This is a genomic window from Zestomonas carbonaria (assembly GCF_904061905.1).
GTDB lineage: Bacteria > Pseudomonadota > Gammaproteobacteria > Pseudomonadales > Pseudomonadaceae > Aquipseudomonas > Aquipseudomonas carbonaria.
This window is the reverse complement of record NZ_CAJFCI010000028.1, coordinates 1-17,597: the sequence shown is the minus strand read 5'-3', so window position 1 is coordinate 17,597 and position 17,597 is coordinate 1. Positions and strand designations below refer to the sequence as shown.

Annotated in this window: 12 protein-coding genes; 6 read left to right on the top strand and 6 right to left on the bottom strand. The window is 68.3% G+C overall.

The window, feature by feature from the left end:
• Nucleotides 1–54: 54 nt before the first annotated feature.
• The 3 genes from PSEWESI4_RS05805 to PSEWESI4_RS05795 form a co-directional block, all read right to left on the bottom strand.
• Nucleotides 55–1,125, bottom strand: coding sequence for a 3-deoxy-7-phosphoheptulonate synthase (locus PSEWESI4_RS05805; protein ID WP_187670244.1), 1,071 nt, complete (start codon nucleotides 1,123–1,125; stop codon nucleotides 55–57).
• 432 nt (nucleotides 1,126–1,557) lie between these two features.
• Nucleotides 1,558–4,113 (bottom strand): EAL domain-containing protein, encoded by a 2,556-nt coding sequence (locus PSEWESI4_RS05800; RefSeq protein WP_187670243.1) that lies wholly within the window; start codon nucleotides 4,111–4,113, stop codon nucleotides 1,558–1,560.
• A 189-nt stretch (nucleotides 4,114–4,302) separates the two neighbouring features.
• Nucleotides 4,303–5,931, bottom strand: coding sequence for a methyl-accepting chemotaxis protein (locus PSEWESI4_RS05795; protein ID WP_187670242.1), 1,629 nt, complete (start codon nucleotides 5,929–5,931; stop codon nucleotides 4,303–4,305).
• A 239-nt stretch (nucleotides 5,932–6,170) separates the two neighbouring features.
• On the opposite strand from PSEWESI4_RS05795, the gene PSEWESI4_RS05790 reads away from it, so the two are divergent.
• A complete protein-coding gene (locus PSEWESI4_RS05790; protein WP_187670241.1) occupies nucleotides 6,171–6,518 on the top strand; it encodes a helix-turn-helix domain-containing protein in 348 nt (115 codons plus the stop codon).
• A gap of 175 nt (nucleotides 6,519–6,693) precedes the next feature.
• On the opposite strand, the gene PSEWESI4_RS05785 is transcribed toward PSEWESI4_RS05790, so the two are convergent.
• Both PSEWESI4_RS05785 and PSEWESI4_RS05780 read right to left on the bottom strand, forming a co-directional pair.
• Nucleotides 6,694–7,320, bottom strand: coding sequence for a response regulator transcription factor (locus PSEWESI4_RS05785; protein ID WP_187670240.1), 627 nt, complete (start codon nucleotides 7,318–7,320; stop codon nucleotides 6,694–6,696).
• 25 nt (nucleotides 7,321–7,345) lie between these two features.
• Nucleotides 7,346–9,601 carry a PAS domain-containing sensor histidine kinase gene (locus tag PSEWESI4_RS05780; protein ID WP_187670239.1) on the bottom strand — a complete coding sequence of 752 codons (2,256 nt, stop codon included), beginning with the start codon at nucleotides 9,599–9,601 and terminating at the stop codon, nucleotides 7,346–7,348.
• 234 nt (nucleotides 9,602–9,835) lie between these two features.
• Between PSEWESI4_RS05780 and PSEWESI4_RS05775 the strand changes: the two genes are divergently transcribed.
• The 5 genes from PSEWESI4_RS05775 (at nucleotide 9,836) to PSEWESI4_RS05755 (ending at nucleotide 16,847) form a co-directional block, all read left to right on the top strand.
• Nucleotides 9,836–11,458 carry an acyl-CoA synthetase gene (locus PSEWESI4_RS05775; RefSeq protein ID WP_187670238.1) on the top strand — a complete coding sequence of 541 codons (1,623 nt, stop codon included), beginning with the start codon at nucleotides 9,836–9,838 and terminating at the stop codon, nucleotides 11,456–11,458.
• A 124-nt stretch (nucleotides 11,459–11,582) separates the two neighbouring features.
• Nucleotides 11,583–11,909 carry a DUF485 domain-containing protein gene (locus PSEWESI4_RS05770; RefSeq protein WP_187670237.1) on the top strand — a complete coding sequence of 109 codons (327 nt, stop codon included), beginning with the start codon at nucleotides 11,583–11,585 and terminating at the stop codon, nucleotides 11,907–11,909.
• Nucleotides 11,906–13,558 (top strand): cation acetate symporter, encoded by a 1,653-nt coding sequence (locus PSEWESI4_RS05765; RefSeq protein ID WP_187670236.1) that lies wholly within the window; start codon nucleotides 11,906–11,908, stop codon nucleotides 13,556–13,558. The genes PSEWESI4_RS05770 and PSEWESI4_RS05765 overlap by 4 nt, the downstream gene beginning before the upstream one ends.
• 64 nt (nucleotides 13,559–13,622) lie before the next feature.
• On the top strand, nucleotides 13,623–15,395 hold the full coding sequence (locus PSEWESI4_RS05760) for an acyl-CoA dehydrogenase C-terminal domain-containing protein (protein ID WP_187670235.1): 1,773 nt from the start codon (nucleotides 13,623–13,625) through the stop codon (nucleotides 15,393–15,395).
• Nucleotides 15,396–15,584: 189 nt separating this feature from the next.
• A complete protein-coding gene (locus tag PSEWESI4_RS05755) occupies nucleotides 15,585–16,847 on the top strand; it encodes an OprD family porin (RefSeq protein ID WP_187670234.1) in 1,263 nt (420 codons plus the stop codon).
• 182 nt (nucleotides 16,848–17,029) lie between these two features.
• Here the strand turns inward: PSEWESI4_RS05755 and PSEWESI4_RS05750 are convergent, their stop codons facing one another.
• The gene (locus PSEWESI4_RS05750) at nucleotides 17,030–17,479 is read right to left on the bottom strand and encodes a 3'-5' exonuclease family protein (protein WP_187670233.1); all 450 of its coding nucleotides are present in this window, start codon (nucleotides 17,477–17,479) and stop codon (nucleotides 17,030–17,032) included.
• Nucleotides 17,480–17,597: the final 118 nt, after the last annotated feature.

The following is a 17,597-nucleotide window of genomic DNA, read 5'->3' as shown; positions in this document are numbered from 1 at the left end:
TGTCTGCCAGACCTCCAGCCTACGCCCATCCGGGGCTGGAGGTCATGCACCCACTCACCCGCGCAAGGCTTCCGCCGCGCGGCGCAGCGCCTGTTCGGTGCCGCTCCAGCCCAGGCAGCCATCGGTGATCGACACGCCGTAGCGCAGTTCGCCGGACAGCGGCTGGCAGCCGTCGAACAGGTGGCTTTCCAGCATCACGCCGCGCAGCGACTGGGCGCCGGCCAGGCGCTGGGCGATCACGCTGTCCAGCACATCGGGCTGGCGCAACGGATCCTTGCCGCTGTTGGCGTGGCTGCAATCGACCATGATCCGCGCGGCGATGCCCTGGCGCTCCAGGGCGACGCAGGCGGTGGCGATGTCATCGGGGCGGTAGTTGGGGCCGCAGTGACCGCCACGCAGGACCAGGTGGGTGTCCGGATTGCCACGGGTTTCCAGCAGGGCCGGATGGCCGAGGTCGTCGACGCCGAAATGGCGGTGGCCGTGGGCCGCCGCGCGCATCGCGTCGCAGGCGATGGACAGGCTGCCGTCGGTGCCGTTCTTGAAGCCCACCGGCAGGTCCAGGCCACTGACCAGTTCGCGGTGCACCTGCGACTCGCTGGTACGCGCGCCGATCGCCGCCCAGCCGAGCAGGTCGTCGAAGTAGCCGGCGGCCAGCGGTTGCAGCAGTTCGCTGGCCAGCGGCAGGCCAAGGGCGAGGATGTCCAGCATCAGCCGGCGCGACAGCGCCAGCCCTTCGGCCATGTCGCCGCTGCCGTCCAGGTGCGGATCGTAGAGCAGGCCCTTCCAGCCCACGGTGGTGCGCGGCTTCTCGACGTAGGCGCGCATCACCAGCAGCAACTGGTCGTCGACCTCGGGCGCCAGCGCGGCGAGGCGCCGGGCGTAGTCGAGCGCGGATTCGGGGTCGTGCAGGGAACAAGGGCCGACCACCACCAGCAGGCGCGGGTCGCTGCCGTCGAGCACGGCACGGATGGCGGCGCGGTCGGCCTGGACCTTGTCGGCGAGTTCGGCCGCCAGCGGCAGGCGCTGGCGCAGCACGGCGGGGCTGGGCAGTGGCTGGGCGCTGCGCCTGGCCGGCGCGGCGTGGGGATGGGCGGTGGCGATCTGGGCGGAAACGGATGAATTCATGATCTGGGTGTCCTCGGCCGGCGCGATGAGGACGCGCCGGCACTAGCGATGTGTTCGGGTCGATGGCGTATGGACGGCGGCGCGGCTGCTAAATCGCCAGTCGTAGCGGGCATAGGCGTGGTAGGTGCGATAGGCGTACATGGTGCGGTCCTCGTGCTGTCGGCTTTTTCGGCCGGAAAAACAAAACCCCCGGTCGGGTGGCCGACCGGGGGTTTGGGGGAACTGTCTGGTGGCGACCCTGCTTGCTAGGGCGCCTGTGGGGTATCAGGCGCGCCCGTGGCTAAACCAATACCCATAAAAGAAATAACCAGCGGCAGCCGGACGCGCGCAGGCCAGCACGGCGCTGTGGGCAAGGAGCGAAAGGTTGCGAATGGACGACATGGCTATCTCCGTGACGATGTGAAGGAACTTACTGCATCCGGGCGGGGGAATTCAACCACCGGCGTTCAACGGCATCCGGGTCGCCAGCCATTCCTCCAGTTCCGCCGCCGGCACGGGTCGGGAGAACAGGTAGCCCTGCGCCACGTGGTAGCCCTGTTCCCGCAGCAGGCGATGCTGGGACTCGGTCTCGATACCCTCGGCCACCACGGTCAGTCGCAGGCTTTCGCCGAGGCGGATGACCGCCTCGCTGAGCGCCCGGTTGGTGGCGTCGTGTTCCAGGTCCAGGACGAAGCTGCGATCCAGCTTGAGCTCGCGGATCGGCAGGCGGCGCAGGTAGCTGAGGCTCGAATAGCCGGTCCCGAAGTCGTCCATGGACAGCCGCACGCCCTGCTCGTGCACCGCCTGGAGGGTTTCCAGGGTGCTCGGGTTGGCGTCCATCAGCACGCCCTCGGTGATCTCCAGGGTCAGGTCGCCGGCCGGCAACCCGTGCCTCTCCAGGGTCTGGGCGATCATCGCCGGCAGCCCGGGGTCGTGGAAGTTGGTCGGCGAAAGGTTGACCGACACCGACGGCACGCGCAGGCCCCGCCGGCGCCAGTCGGCGAGTTGCCGGCAAGCTTCGCGCAATGCCCACAGGCCCAGGCCGCCGATCAGCCCGCACTCCTCCGCCAGCGGGATGAAGCGCGCGGGGGAAATATCGCCGAGCCGTGAGTGCCGCCAGCGCGCCAGCGCTTCCACGCCATACAGGCGGCCGTCCGTCAGGCGGACCTGCGGCTGGTAGTAGAGTTGCAGGCCGCCATCGGCCAAAGCCTCGCGCAGGGCGTTCTCCAGCGCCAGGCGCTCCTGGGCCAGGTGGTTCATCTCATGGCTGAAGAAGCGGAAGCTGCCCCGCCCGGAGTGCTTCGCCTGGTACATGGCCATGTCGGCGCGGTGGATCAGCGTGCCGATATCCTGGCCGTCGCCAGGATACAGGCTGATGCCGATGCTGGCCGAGGGGTTGAACGTCGTCCCGGCGATGGAGACGGGCGCCGTCAGGGTCGCCTTGAGATGCTCGACCACATCGGTGATCTGCCCGCTGCCGCAACGCGGCAGGACCAGCACGAATTCGTCGACGGACAGGCGGCTGACGATGTCGGAGTGGCGGCGATGCTGGCCAAGCCGCTCGGCGACCACCCGCAGCAGCTCGTCGCCGGCGGTCGGGCCGAGGGAGTCGTTGACCTGCTTGAAACGGTCGATGTCGACGAACAGCACGGACAGCGGCGTCCCCTGCCGCTCGGCCTCGGCCAGTGCCTGCTCGGCCTTGACGTGCAGCAGGCTGCGGTTGGGCAGGCCGGTCAGGCCGTCGTAGAACACCAGTTGGCGGATGTGCGAGCGGGATTCCTCGCGCTCCAGGGCCAGCGCGCAGAGATGCACGATGACTTCGACCAGCCGCCGGTGCAGCGGGCTGGGGCTGCGCGCCTCGCGGAAGTAGAAGGCGAAGGTGCCCAGTACCCGGCCGTCGCTGGACTTGATCGGCACGGACCAGCAGGCCCGCAGGCCGAGCGGCAGGGCCAGCGACCTGAAGGCCGCCCAGCGCGGGTCCCGCTCGATGTCCGAGCAGAGCACCGCCTCGCCGAGGAAGGCGGCGGTGCCGCAGGAGCCAATGTCGGGGCCGACGCGCAGGCCGTCGAGGGCCTGGGAGTAGCTGGCCGGCAGGCTCGGCGCCGCCAGCGGGCGCAGGTATCCCTGGTCATCGACCCGCAGGACCGATGCGCTCACCTCGGGGGCGAGGCGCTCGACCTCCCGACAGGCCAGTTCCATCAGCTTCTCCAGCGGCTCTTCCTGGGCGATGGCCTGGAGCATGCAGCCTTGCAGCACCTCGTGCATCTTCGCGTGGGTGATGTCGGTGAGCACGGTGACGGTCCTCAGCAAGCGGCCGTCGCGGTCGAGCACCGGGTTGGTGGCGAACTTGCACCAGATGCGCTGGCCGTCCCGGGCGTAGGCGATCTCCTCGGCGTGGTAGGGCTGCCCCATGGCCAAACGCCGGTGCAGTTCCTCGCGGGCGTCCTCGGCGAAATAGGGGGCGATCACCGATATGGGCGTGCGGCCGATCACGTCTTCGGCCGCATGGCCGAACATCTGGCAGAAGCCCGGGTTGGTATAGATGGTCCGCCACTGGTCGTCGGTGATGACGATGGCGTTGTCGGTATGGTCGACCACCAGGGACAGCAGGTGCAGCTTCTCGCTTTCCTCGTGCTGGCGGGTGACGTCCTTGACGAAGGCGGTGTAGAGAATCCCGCCGTCCGCCTCGATCTTCGAGATCGACATGGAGCCCCAGCGCCGCTCGCCGTTCCTGCGCACGATGGGCACGTCGCGGCTGGTGCCGACGATCCGGTTGACACCGGTGCGCCGATTGGCCTCGATGTAGCAATCGTGCTCCGCCCGCAGTTCCTCGGGCACCAGCGCCTTGACGTTCAGCCCGAGGACTTCCTCGCGGACCAGCCCCCAGAGCTGCTCGGCCGCCCGGTTGAAGAGGATGATGCGATTGTCGCTGTCGATGACCACGACGGCATCGACCGCCTGCTCCAGCGTCTGGACGAATACTTCGGAAAGATTGAGTGGCGTAGACATGGACGACGGCTGCCATTGATCCTGGATCGTCATGCCACCCCCGGATCGCATCCGGGTCGCGGCCTTCGTTTATTGGGTCCCCGCGTTCGCGGGGATGACGTGGACGAGGCTCCAGCGCTCGCGAACGCACCGACGCCCTTCAGGAGGCCTGCCGCGAGCAGCCCGGAAAAACACGCCGCGCCGCCCCGGCTAGAGCTTGAACTGTACCACCATGCCGTTCAATTCCACCGCCAGGCGCGACAGCTCCCCGCTCGCCGCGCTGGTCTGGTTGGCGCCTGCCGCCGCGCTGGTGGACAGGTCACGGATGTTCACCAGGTTGCGATCCACTTCCCGGGCCACCTGGGCCTGTTCCTCGGCCGCGCTGGCGATCACCAGGTTGCGTTCGCTGATCAGGTTGATGGCCTGGAAGATTTCCTCCAGCGACTGCCCGGAGACCTGGGTCGCGTCGAGCGTGGTCTGGGCCCGGCGCGTGCTGGCGAGCATCGAGGCGACGGCCTGGTCGGTGCCGCTCTGGATGTCGCCGATCATCTGCTCGATCTCGCGGGTCGATTCCTGGGTGCGGTGGGCCAGGGTGCGCACCTCGTCGGCGACCACCGCGAAACCGCGCCCGGCCTCCCCGGCGCGGGCCGCCTCGATGGCGGCATTGAGGGCCAGCAGGTTGGTCTGCTCGGACACCGAGCGGATCACGTCGAGCACCGTACCGATGTCGCGGGCCTGAACGGCGAGCGCCTGGACCTGGTCCGAGGTGGCCTGAATGTCGTCGCTCATGGCGCCGATCTCGTCTAGGGTCGCGCGAATCTGCGTGCGGCTCTGCTGGGCCAGTTGATTGGAGCGGCTGGAGGCTTCCGAGGTGGAAACCGCATTGCGCGCCACCTCTTCCACCGCGGCGGTCATCTCGTTGACCGCGGTGGCGGCCTGTTCCAGCTCCTGGTGCTGGCGATGCAGGCCACGGTTGCTTTCCTCGGTGACCGCGCTGAGTTCCTCGGCCGCCGAGGCCAACTGGTTGGCCGAGCCGGTGATCCGGCCGATGGTCTCGCGCTGGCTTTCCTGCATGCGCTGAAGGGCGGCGAACAGTTGGCCGATCTCGTTGCTGGAAGTCACTTCGACGTCCACGCTCAGGTCGCCCCGGGCGATGCGCTCGAAGTGCCGGCCGGCCTCGCGCAGGGGCGCCAGCACACGGGTGCCGATGAACCACCAGCAGCCGGCGGCCAGCAACAGCGTGGCGACCAACAGCAGGACGGCCTCGATCACGGCCAGTTCGGCGCGTGCATGGGCGTCCGTCATGATCGAGCCGGTGTAGCTCTCCACCTGCCGGTTGAAGGCCTGCACCGCCTGCTCGAACGTGTCGTTCGCCGCACGGGCGGCCAGGTTGACCTCGATGTAGCGCGCCTCGGAGCCTTCCTCCAGGGCGCGCATCTGCTCCTCGAGCGTCGCCCTATAGGCGCCGAACGACTCGCCCAGGTCCCGCTCCAGGGCCTGCCAGGCGTCTCCCCCGCTCTCCCGGGCGAAGGACTCGAAGGACCTGACCGACTCGTTGAACAGCTCCTCGGAGCGCCGCAGGCTGACCCTGGCCTTGTCGACCTCGCCCACGCGCGTCTCCAGGAAGGCGCCGGCCATCCCCAGGCGGGCGCGCAGCAGGCGGACGTAGGCGGTCTGCAACTGCGCCGCGCGTTCCACGCCGATATCGTGCAACCCCTGGATCTGCGTATCGCTGCTGCGCGCCCCCCACCAGCCGGTAAGGGTCGAGATCAACAGCGCGGCGGTCAGCAGGGCCAGGACTCCGAGCATGCCTGTACGTATTTTCAGGTCGGGCAACATCTATGTGCATCCTTCGCAAGGGAACCCTGGCCATTCCATCGACAGGGCGGCGTGGTGCCGCGCGTCAATGATAGGTAATGGCATATTGACGCCACTTTTTATTTCCATCATTGACGCAAGTCAACAAGTCAATGACTTTTAGAATCAACTGATATGACTCCATATGTCGTTCTTGCCTGAAATATATGCCCGGAGAATGGCCTCAAACGTTATGTATATCGACGTAAGAGGTTGTTCGAATGAAAGGCAGGGGCCTGGCACACGAGGTAGGCAGCGCGATCGCTGTCCGCCGCAAGACGAAAGGGTTGACTCAGGCACAGGTCGCGGAGGCGATGGGCGTGGAGAAGGAGACCATCAGCCGCATGGAAAACGGCGTGATCTCACCGACACTGTCGCGCCTGAAACAGATAGCCGACGTACTCGACTGCTCGCTCAGCGACCTGTTCCGCACGGGCTCCACCGACATCTACGACCAGGCGGAGAGCATCAGCGAGATGATCCAGAGCCTGGAGGAAGGAGAACGGGCGATGGTGGTGAAGTTCGTCGCCGAGGTGGTCAAGGTGTTGAAGGGCCGGAGCGGAGCGTAGGGTGCGCCGCGCGCACCGTTTACCCGGGAGCCCGCACGGAGCACGACCGGAACGCCCGGCGCCGCGCCCACAGCGGTGCGCACGGCGCACCCTGCCCGGCGGCGATGGCCATGCCGACGAGGGCTGGCAGGTGCTCGGCGATCTCGCGGTTGGTGCCGAAGGGCTGGAGCGCACCCTACCCGCGCAGGTTCAGCGGCTTCACGAGTCCCGCGGCGATGGCCATGCCGACGAGGTCCGGCAGGTGCTCGGCCTGCATGCGCTTCATCACCCGCGAGCGGTAGAGGTCGACGGTCTTGACGCTGATGTCCAGTTGCTCGGCGATCTCGCGATTGGTGTAGCCCTGCACCAGCGGCAGCAGCACGTCGCGCTCGCGCGGGGTGAGGCTGTCCAGGCGGCGTTGCAGGTCGGCGTCGACGACGTCGGTGCTGCGGCGCTGCTGCTGGCTGTCGAGGGCCTGCTGCACGCTGTCGAGCAGCAGTTGTTCGTTGTAGGGCTTCTCGATGAAATCGCGGGCACCGGCCTTGAAGGCGCGGACGACGATGGGCACGTCGGCGTGACCACTGACGAAGATGATCGGCAGGTCGATGCCGCGCGCGCGCATTTCTTCCTGCACGTTCAGGCCGCCCATGCCGGGCATCCGCACGTCGAGCAGGACACAGGCGTTGAGGCTGGGGTCGCAGGCTTCGAGGAAGGCCCGGCCGTTGGTGAACGGCAGCGCCTTGAGGCCGACCGAGTCGAGCAGCCAGACGGTGGAGTCGAGCATGCCCTGATCGTCGTCCACCACGTACACCACCTGATTCATCGAATGATTCCCCATCTTGTCGTTATCAATGGACCGGCAACCGGCAGCGCATCACCAGGCCGCCGGGCTCCCCGCGCTGGCCGTCGAGGGCGCCGCCGAAGCCTTCGACGATGCTGCGGCTCATCGACAGGCCGAGCCCCAGGCCCTCCGGCTTGCTGGTGTAGAACGGCGTGAACACCCTTTCCAGCTCGGCATCGCCGAGGCCCGGCCCCTGGTCGCGGACCTCGATGTCGAGCCAGCCACCCTCCCCCGCGCGGGCCTCCAGCTCGACCTGCGAGGGCTGGCCCGGATGCGCCTCGGCGTTGGCGTCGATGGCGTTGCGCAGCAGGTTGAGCAGCACCTGTTCGAGCAGCACCCGGTCGGCGTAGACCGGCGGCAGATTGTCCGGCAAGCGTTCGACGATCGCCACCTGTTTGGCGCCGGCCTCCCAGGCGCACAGGCGCACCGCCTCGCGGGCCACCTCGGCGACGTCGAGGGCCTGCATGCGCCGCTGGCCCTTGCGCAGGAAGGCGCGCAGGCGCTTGATCACTTCCGAGGCGTGGTTGGCGTGCTCGGTGATGCGCTCCAGGCCCTGGGCCACCCGCTCGGCGGCCTGCGGATTACGCCCCAGCGACTGCAGGTAGCGCTGGCTGGCGCTGGCGTAGTTGACCACCGCGGCGAGCGGCTGGTTGATCTCGTGGGCGATGCCCGAGGCCAGTTCGCCGAGGGTCACCAGCCGCGCGGTGTGCGCCAGCTCGTCCTGGTGGCGGCGCTGCTGGGCCTCGCGCAGCTCGCGCTCGGTCATGTCGCGCGCCACCAGCGAGTAGTAGCGCTCGCCACCGGCCGCGTGGTGGGCCAGCAGCACCAGCGACACCGGCACCGAGGCACCGCCGCCCGGCGGTTGCAGGCGCGCGTCGGCGGTCCACACGCCGCAGCTCTCGGCGGCGCGGCGACCTTCCTCGTGCAGGCGCAGCAGTTCGTCGGCGGAGAACAGCTCGGCCAGCGCCGGCAGCGGCTGTTCCTCGTCGAGGAGCAGGGTGCGCCGCGCCGCCGGGTTGAGGTAGGTGATGCGCCCGTCCGCATCGAGGAACAGCACCGGGTCGGTGTTGGCCTCGACCACCTCGGCCAGGCGCCGGCGGTTCTCCTCGGCCTGCACCCGCGCGGTGATGTCGCGCGACACGCTGACCACCTCGACCACCGCGCCGGTGTAGGTCTCGCGGATCGCCCGGCTGGCGGTCTCGAACCACAGGTAATGGCCATCGCGGTGGCGGATGCGGAAGGTCATGGTGTGATAGCCGTCCTGCTCCAGCGCGTCGCTCGCACGCTGCACCAGCAGGGCCAGGTCCTGGGCGTGGAACAGGCCCTGGGCCGGCCTGCCGCGCAGTTCCTCTGGCCAGTAGCCGAGCAGCGTCCAGGAGGCCGGCGAGGCGTCGAGGAAGCGGCCGTCCGGGGTGTGGCGGGAAATCAGGTCGGTGGTGTTCTCGGTGATCAGCCGGTACAACCGCCGCGCCCGCGCCGCCTCGCGCTCGGCCAGCACCTGCTCGGTGGCCTCGCGGCAGCGGGCCAGCACGCGGCTTTCCTGCGGGTCGGGGATGAAGGTCCAGACCAGGATGCGCTCGCCGCATTGCGCCTCGACGTTCTCGATGGCGCGCCGCTGGTCGAGGCAGGCGTGCACCAGCGAACGCTGGTTGACCGGCAGGTAGCCGGCCAGTTCGCCCAGCGGCCGGTCGCCGAGCAGCGCCAGCAGCGCGGCGTTGAGCTCCAGCGGGCGCGCCTCGGCATCCAGCAGCAGGCTCGGCTGCGGGTCGAGGCCGAGCAGCGGCGAGCCGCGTTGCAGGCCGCTGGACACGGCCAGCAGGGTGTCGAGCAATTCGTGGACCCAGCCCAGCCAGTCGAGCGAAACGCCTTCGTGCACCTCCACCAGCAGCAGGCCCGGCCGCCCCTCTTCCAGCGCCAGGTCGAACGCCTGGCCGTGGCTGATGGCGGCGCGGCGCAGGCGTCCGGAGAGCCAGCAATCGAGCTGGCGCACCTGGTCGAGGCCCAGGTGCCCGGCACCGGCCAGGCAGTCGAACAGGCGCTGGTCGCTGGCCTCCAGCGGATCGCCCTGCCCCGGCGGCAAGTGCTGGCCGGAACCTTCGTGGCTGTAGATGCGCGCCGCTTCCTGCCAGCCCAGGTAGAACGCCTGGCGTACCTCGGCACAGCCGCGCAGCGCGCGGCACAGGGCGTCGGCACGGGCGCCCAGGGGCACGCCCTCGCGTTGCAGGCGCAGCCAGGTATGCAGGCGGACCGGAGGTGGCGTCATCGGGGCTCCCATGTCGAAGGGGGAACAAGCATAGCGCCAGGCGGGGGCATCGATGATATCCACCCTACCAAGATCCAATCAAAATATAGTAAATATACGATAAGACACAGGTAGTACTTCCATAAAACAACCACAACGGTATATAAATCACCCTGAACGATTAGCCAGTCTTCCGCCCCCCTATCCGGAAGACGGCAATACAAAGAGCTAACAATCAGCCACCGGGTGTCCAGCATGTCGATCTTCGAACAGGGCCTTGCCCCTGCCGCCGTGAACCATATCGCCCTGAGCCCGCTCAGCTTCATCGAGCGTACCGCCAGCGTTTACCCCCACTACCCCGCCGTGATCCACGGATCGATCCGCCGCACCTGGGCCGAGACCTACGCGCGCTGCCGCCGCCTGGCGTCGGCACTGGCCGGCCGTGGCATCGGCAAGGGCGACACGGTGGCGGTGATGCTGCCGAACATCCCGGCGATGCTGGAAGCGCACTTCGGCGTGCCGATGATCGGCGCGGTGCTCAACACCCTCAATGTGCGCCTGGACGCCGAGGCCATCGCCTTCATGCTCCAGCACGGCGAAGCCAAGGCGCTGATCACCGACCGCGAGTTCCACGAGGTGATCCATGCCGCCGTGGGCATGCTCGACCACCCGCCGCTGGTGATCGACGTCGACGACCCCGAGTACGGCGAGGGCCAGGCGGTCAGCGATCTCGACTACGAGGCGCTGCTCGCCGAGGGCGACCCGGAGTTCGCCTGGCAGTGGCCGGACGACGAATGGCAGGCGATCAGCCTGAACTACACCTCCGGCACCACCGGCAATCCCAAGGGCGTGGTCTACCACCATCGCGGCGCCTACCTGAACGCGCTGGGCAACCAGATGACCTGGGCGATGGGCAACCACCCGGTCTACCTGTGGACCCTGCCGATGTTCCACTGCAACGGCTGGTGCTACCCCTGGACCATCACCGCGCTGGCCGGCGTGCACGTGTTCCTGCGCCGCGTCGACCCGGCGAAGATCCTCACCCAGATCCGCGAGCACCAGGTCACCCACCTGTGCGGCGCGCCCATCGTGCTCAACGCCCTGGTGAACATGCCGGAATCGGCCAAGGCGGCCATCGACCACCCGGTCAAGGCCATGGTCGCCGGCGCCGCGCCGCCGGCCAAGGTGATCGGCGCGGTGGAGGAAATGGGCATCCAGGTCACCCACGTCTACGGCCTCACCGAGGTCTACGGCCCGGTGACCCTGTGCGCCTGGCACGCCGAATGGGACGAGCTGCCGCTGGAGCAGCGGGCGCAGATCAAGGCGCGCCAGGGCGTGCGCTACCCGACCCTGGAAGGCGTGATGGTGGCCGACCCGAAGACCCTCGAACCGGTGCCGCGCGACGGCCAGACCATCGGCGAGATCTTCATGCGCGGCAACACCGTGATGAAGGGCTACCTGAAGAACCCCAGCGCCACCGCCGAAGCCTTCGAGGGCGGCTGGTTCCACACCGGCGACCTGGCGGTCTGCCACCCGGACGGCTACGTGGAAATCCGCGACCGCCTCAAGGACATCATCATCTCCGGCGGCGAGAACATCTCCACCATCGAGCTGGAAGGCGTGCTCTATCGCCACCCGGCGGTGCTGGAAGCCGCGGTGGTGGCGCGCCCGGACGAGAAATGGGGTGAGACGCCCTGCGCCTTCGTCACCCTCAAGGCCGACCACCAGGAAACCCGCGAGACGGACATCATCGGCTTCTGCCGCGAGCACCTGGCCGGCTTCAAGGTGCCGCGCACGGTGGTCTTCACCCAGTTGCCGAAGACCTCCACCGGCAAGATCCAGAAGTACGTATTGAGGGACATGGCCAAGGCGCTCTGATCCCCGCACCGCACCACGCATAGAGAACCACAGCGGCCCTTCCCGGAGGGCCGGAGGGCCGTCGCACGCCCGCGAAACGCGACGGTCCAGGCATCGACAACAACAACAAACGGAGGCCACACCCATGAACGACCCAACCCGCCACGCCCAGGATTGCCGGCGCATCCGCGCCAACCCGAAGTTCCAGCGCCTCGCCCGCCAGCGTGCGCGGCTGGCCTGGTCGCTGAGCGCCCTGGTGCTCGGCACCTACTACCTGTACATGCTGGTGGTGGCCTTCGCCCCCGGCTGGCTGCACGCGCCGCTGCGCGACGGCGGCCAGCTCAGCGTCGGCATCCCGGTCGGCGCGGCGATCATCGTGCTGTCCTGGCTGCTCACCGGCTGGTACGTGCGCAGCGCCAACACCCGCTTCGACGCCATGAGCGCGGAAATCGTCGAGGAGAGCCAGGCATGAAGCGCCTCCTCCCCGCCCTCGCCGCCCTCTCGCCCCTGGCCGCCGTCGCCGCGCCCGTGGTGGCCGAGAAGCAGCCACTCAACCTGCACGCCATCGGCATGTTCTTCGTGTTCGTCCTCGGCACCCTGGCGATCACCTGGTGGGCCGCCCGCCAGACCCGCTCCACCGCCGACTTCTACACCGCCGGCGGCGGCATCACCGGCTTCCAGAACGGCCTGGCGATCGCCGGCGACTACATGTCGGCGGCGACCCTGCTGGGCCTCTCCAGCCTGGTGTTCGCCAAAGGCTACGATGGCTTCATCTACACCATCGGCTTCTTCGTCGGCTGGCCGATCATCACCTTCCTGATGGCCGAGCGGTTGCGCAACCTCGGCCGCTTCACCTTCGCCGACATCGTTTCCTACCGCCTCGACCAGACCCGCATCCGCACCTTCGCCGCGTTCGGCTCGCTGACCGTGGTGTGCTGCTACCTGGTGGTGCAGATGGTCGGCGCCGGCCAGCTCATCAAGCTGCTGTTCGGCCTCGACTACCCGGTGGCGGTGGTGGTGGTCGGCGCGCTGATGCTGGTCTACGTGATCTTCGGCGGGATGATCGCCACCACCTGGGTGCAGATCATCAAGGCCGTGCTGCTGCTCGCCGGCGGCACTACCCTGGCGATCATGGCCCTCGGCGAATTCGGCTTCAGCCTGGAAAACCTCGCCGGCCGCGCGGTGGACGCGCACGCCATCGGCGAGGCGATCATGGGCCCCGGCTCGATGCTGGCCGACCCGATCAACGCCGCGTCGATGTCCCTCGGCCTGGTGTTCGGCATCGCCGGCCTGCCGCACATCCTGATGCGCTTCTTCACCGTCCCCAACGCCAAGGAAGCGCGCAAGTCGGTGTTCTACGCCACCGGCTTCATCGGCTTCTTCTTCCTGATGGTGATGGTGCTGGGCTTCTCGGCCATCGTCATCGTCGGCAGCGACCCGCAGTACTTCGTCGGCGGCGACACCTCGGGCGCGCTGATCGGCGGCGGCAACATGGTCGCCATGCACCTGGCCAAGGCGGTGGGCGGCAACCTGTTCCTCGGCTTCCTGTCCGCCGTGGCCTTCGCCACCATCCTCGCGGTGGTCGCCGGCCTGGCCCTGGCCGGCGCCTCGGCGATCTCCCACGACCTCTACGCCACCGTGCTGAAGAAGGGCCGCGCCAGCGAGCGCGACGAGATGCGCGTGACCCGCATCGCCACCGTCGGCCTCGGCCTGGTGGCCATCGGCCTCGGCATCCTGTTCGAGCAGATGAACGTCGCCTTCCTGGTCGGCCTGACCTTCGGCGTCGCCGCCTCGGCCAACTTCCCGGTGCTGATCATGGCCATGTACTGGAAGGACCTGACCACCCGTGGCGCGCTCTGGGGCGGCTTCGCCGGCCTGGCCAGCGCCCTCGTGCTGGTGATCCTGTCGCCGGCGGTGTGGGTGACGGTGCTGGGCAACGCCGAGGCGATCTTCCCCTACGACCACCCGGCGCTGTTCTCCATGCCGCTGGCGTTCCTGGTCATCGTGGTGGTGTCTAAGCTCGATACCAGTACCCGCGCCGCTCGCGAACGCGACGCCTTCGAGGACCAGTTCGTGCGCGCCCAGACCGGCCTGGGCGCGGCGGCCGCCAGCAGCCATTGACCGCATGGCGCGGCCCGCCGGACCGGGCCGCGCCCTTCGCCAACCATAACAACGAGGTTCCGCAATGCCCGAGTACAACGCCCCGCTGCGCGACATGCGCTTCGTCCTCCACGAGGTCTTCGACGCCCCCGCCCTGTGGGCGCGCCTGCCGGCCCTGGCCGGGACGGTGGACGGCGACACCGCCGATGCCATCCTGGAAGAAGCGGCCAAGGTCACCGGGCAACTGATCGCCCCGCTCAACCGCAGCGGCGACGAGGAAGGCGCGCAGTGGCAGGCCGGCGTGGTGACCACGCCCAAAGGCTTCCGCGAGGCCTATGCCACCTACATCGAGGGAGGCTGGGTCGGCCTTTCCGGCAACCCCGAATGCGGCGGCATGGGCATGCCCAAGATGCTCGCCGTGGCCTTCGAGGAAATGCTCTACGCCGCCGGTTCCAGCTTCGCCCTGTACTCGGCGCTGTCCTCCGGCGCCTGCCTGGCCATCGACGCCCACGCCAGCGACGAGCTGAAGAACACCTACCTGCCGCCGATGTACGAGGGCCGCTGGGCCGGCTCCATGTGCCTGACCGAGGCCCACGCTGGTACCGACCTCGGCATCATCCGCACCCGGGCCGAGCCGCAGGCCGACGGCAGCTACGCCATCACCGGCAGCAAGATCTTCATCACCGGCGGCGAGCAGGACCTCACCGAGAACATCGTCCACCTGGTGCTGGCCAAGCTGCCCGACGCGCCGGCCGGGCCGAAGGGCATCTCGCTGTTCCTGGTGCCCAAGGTGCTGGTCAACGCAGACGGTTCGCTGGGTGGGAAGAACGCCGTGTCCTGCGGGTCCATCGAACACAAGATGGGCATCAAGGCCTCGGCCACCTGCGTGATGAACTTCGACGGCGCCACCGGCTTCCTGGTCGGCGAGCCGAACCGGGGCCTGGCGGCGATGTTCACCATGATGAACTACGAGCGCCTGTCCATCGGCATCCAGGGCATCGGCTGCGCCGAGGCGTCCTACCAGAACGCCGTGGCCTACGCCCGCGAGCGCATCCAGAGCCGCGCGCCGAGCGGCCCGGTGGCGAAGGACAAGGCCGCCGACCCGATCATCGTGCACCCCGACGTGCGGCGCATGCTGCTGACCATCAAGGCCATGACCGAGGGCGGCCGCGCCTTCGCCTGCTACGTCGGCCAGCAGCTCGACCTGGCCAAGTTCAGCGCCGACGCCGATGAGAAGAACGACGCCGAAGCCCTGGTCGCCCTGCTCACCCCGGTGGCCAAGGCGTTCTTCACCGACAGCGGGCTGGAAAGCTGCGTGCACGGCCAGCAGGTGTTCGGCGGCCACGGCTACATCCGCGAATGGGGCCAGGAGCAACTGGTGCGCGACGTGCGCATCGCGCAGATCTACGAAGGCACCAACGGCATCCAGGCCCTCGACCTGCTCGGCCGCAAGGTGGTCGCCAATGGCGGCGCCGCGTTGCGCCTGTTCGCCGCCGAGGTACGCGACTTCGCCCACCGCCACGAGAGCGAATACGCCAGCGAACTGCTGACCGAACTGGAACGCCTGGAAGCGCTCAGCGGCTGGCTGCTGGAGCAGGCCAAGGCCGATCCGCACGAAGTCGGCGCCGCCTCGGTGGAGTACCTGCACCTGTTCGGCTACGTCGCCTACGCCTACGTCTGGGCGCGCATGGCGACGGTCGCCCAGCAGCGTCTCGACGAGGACCGCGACTTCTACGGCGCCAAGCTGGCCACCGCCGAGTTCTATTTCCGCCGCCTGCTGCCGCGCACCCTGAGCCTGGAGGCGAGCATCCGCGCCGGCAGCGCACCGCTGTACGGCCTGGCCGCCGAACAGTTCTGAAGCCTTTTAGCGTGACGCGGTGCCTCCCGTTGGGCATCGCGCTTTTTATTCGGCCAGCCGCGCCGTTGCGCGCGGCCAGGGCACCGCGCCGCTGATCGGGCGCTGACATCTCCTTTACCTTCTTCGCCGGGCTTCCACGGGCCCGGCGCGGGAGGCCTTTTTCCACAACAACAACAAAGAGGCACATCCATGCACCGCACCACCCTCACCCGCAACCTACTGCTGGCCGCCAGCGGCCTCGCCGTGGCTACTCCGGCGGCGGCGGACTTCCTCGCCGACGGCAAGGCCGGCCTGGAGCTGCGCAACTTCTACTTCAACCGCGACTTCCGCCAGGACGGCGCCGCCCAGTCGAAGGCCGAGGAATGGGCGCAAGGCTTCCTGCTGCGCTACGAATCCGGCTTCACCGACGGCCCCATCGGGGTCGGCGTCGACGCCATCGGCCTGCTCGGCGTCAAGCTGGATTCCAGCCCCGACCGCGCCGGCTCCGGCCTGCTGCAGCGCGACCGCGAAGCGCCGAGGCGCGCCCAGGACGCCTACTCCGACCTCGGCCTGACCGCCAAGCTGCGCGCCTCCGACAGCGTGCTCAAGGTCGGCACATTGATTCCCAGGTTGCCGGTGATCATGCCCAACGACTCGCGCCTGCTGCCACAGACCTTCCGGGGCGGCCAGCTCACTTCGCGGGAAATCGCCGGCCTGACCCTCGACGCCGGGCGCCTCACCCAGGTCAACCAGCGCGACTCCAGCGACCACGAGGACATGGCCATCACCACCCTCGGCGCCAAGAACATCCGTACCCGCCACACCACCAGCGACCGCTTCGACTTCGCCAGCGCCAGCTACCAGTGGAACGAGCGGTTGACCACCGGCTATGCCTACGGCGGCCTGGACAACTTCTACCGCCAGCACTATCTGACCCTGCAACACAACCTGCCGCTCGGCGACGGCCAGTCGCTGAAGAGCGACCTGCGCTTCGCCCGCTCCAGCGACGACGGCGGCAGCAACGTCGACAACAAGGCTTTCGGCGCGATGTTCACCTACAGGCTCGACGCCCACGCCTTCGCCGCCGGCTACCAGGCGATGCGCGGCGACACCGGCTTCGCCTACGTCAACGGCGCCGATGCCTACCTGGTCAACTTCGTGCAGATCGGCGACTTCGCCAACCAGGACGAGACCTCCTGGCAACTCCGCTACGACTACGACTTCGCCGCCCTCGGCGTGCCCGGCCTGACCTTCATGACCCGCTACCTGTCCGGCGACGGCATCGACCTGGGCGCCGGCCGCCCGGACGGCAAGGAATGGGAACGCGACACCGACATCGGCTACGTGGTGCAAAGCGGCCCGCTGAAGAACCTCGGCATCAAGTGGCGCAACGCCACGGTGCGCTCGACGAACTTCGGCAACGACCTGGACGAGAACCGGCTGATCCTCAGCTACAGCCTGGCGCTGTGGTAGGCAGTCTTCTGCACACCGAACCGGCCACGCGGTGCGCACGGCGCACCCTACAAAAGCACGTAACCCGTAGGATGGGTGGAAGAGCCTGCGACGAAACCCATCGGGCGGACTCGATGGGTTTCGCTACGCTCACCCATCCTACGAGTTTGCGTAGGGTGCGCCGCGCGCACCGAAGAAATCCCCTACGACGAAGTCCCACCCTCACACAGATCGCGGATCAACCGCGCATCGAGCAGCGCGTGGTGCGGCACCGCCTCGGCGGGCAGTGCGGAGAGCGGGTCGTCGACCTGCCGGCAGCCGGACACGTTGTCGGGCAGCCCCACCGGGTCGAGCAGTTCGAGGAGTAGCGGCCAGTCCCATTCCAGGGCGTCGCCGATGATCTCCACCTCGCCGCAGCCGGCCAGGAAGCGCAGCAGCGCCCCTCGGGCCTCGGTCCGGCCCATGCCGTGGCGATCCGGGTCCAGTTGCGGCAGCACGATCTTCCGGACGAAGTCGGAGCAGTCCGCTTCCGTCCAGGTGTCGGCCAGCTCCACGTAGAACTCACGACCGTCGTCGCCGACCAGCGCCAGGGAGATCAGCCGACGGCTCACGTCCAGTTGGGTGAATTCGGTGTCGATGTAGAGCCTGCGCATGGGATTCCCTTCAGTGGTGTTAGGTTCTGTACGAAAAGTCGCCGAGCGAAGGTCAGGCAAGGCAAAAAGAGGCGAGGAAGCGGAGTTTACGGCTGTAAATGAGCATTCCGAGTCTCTT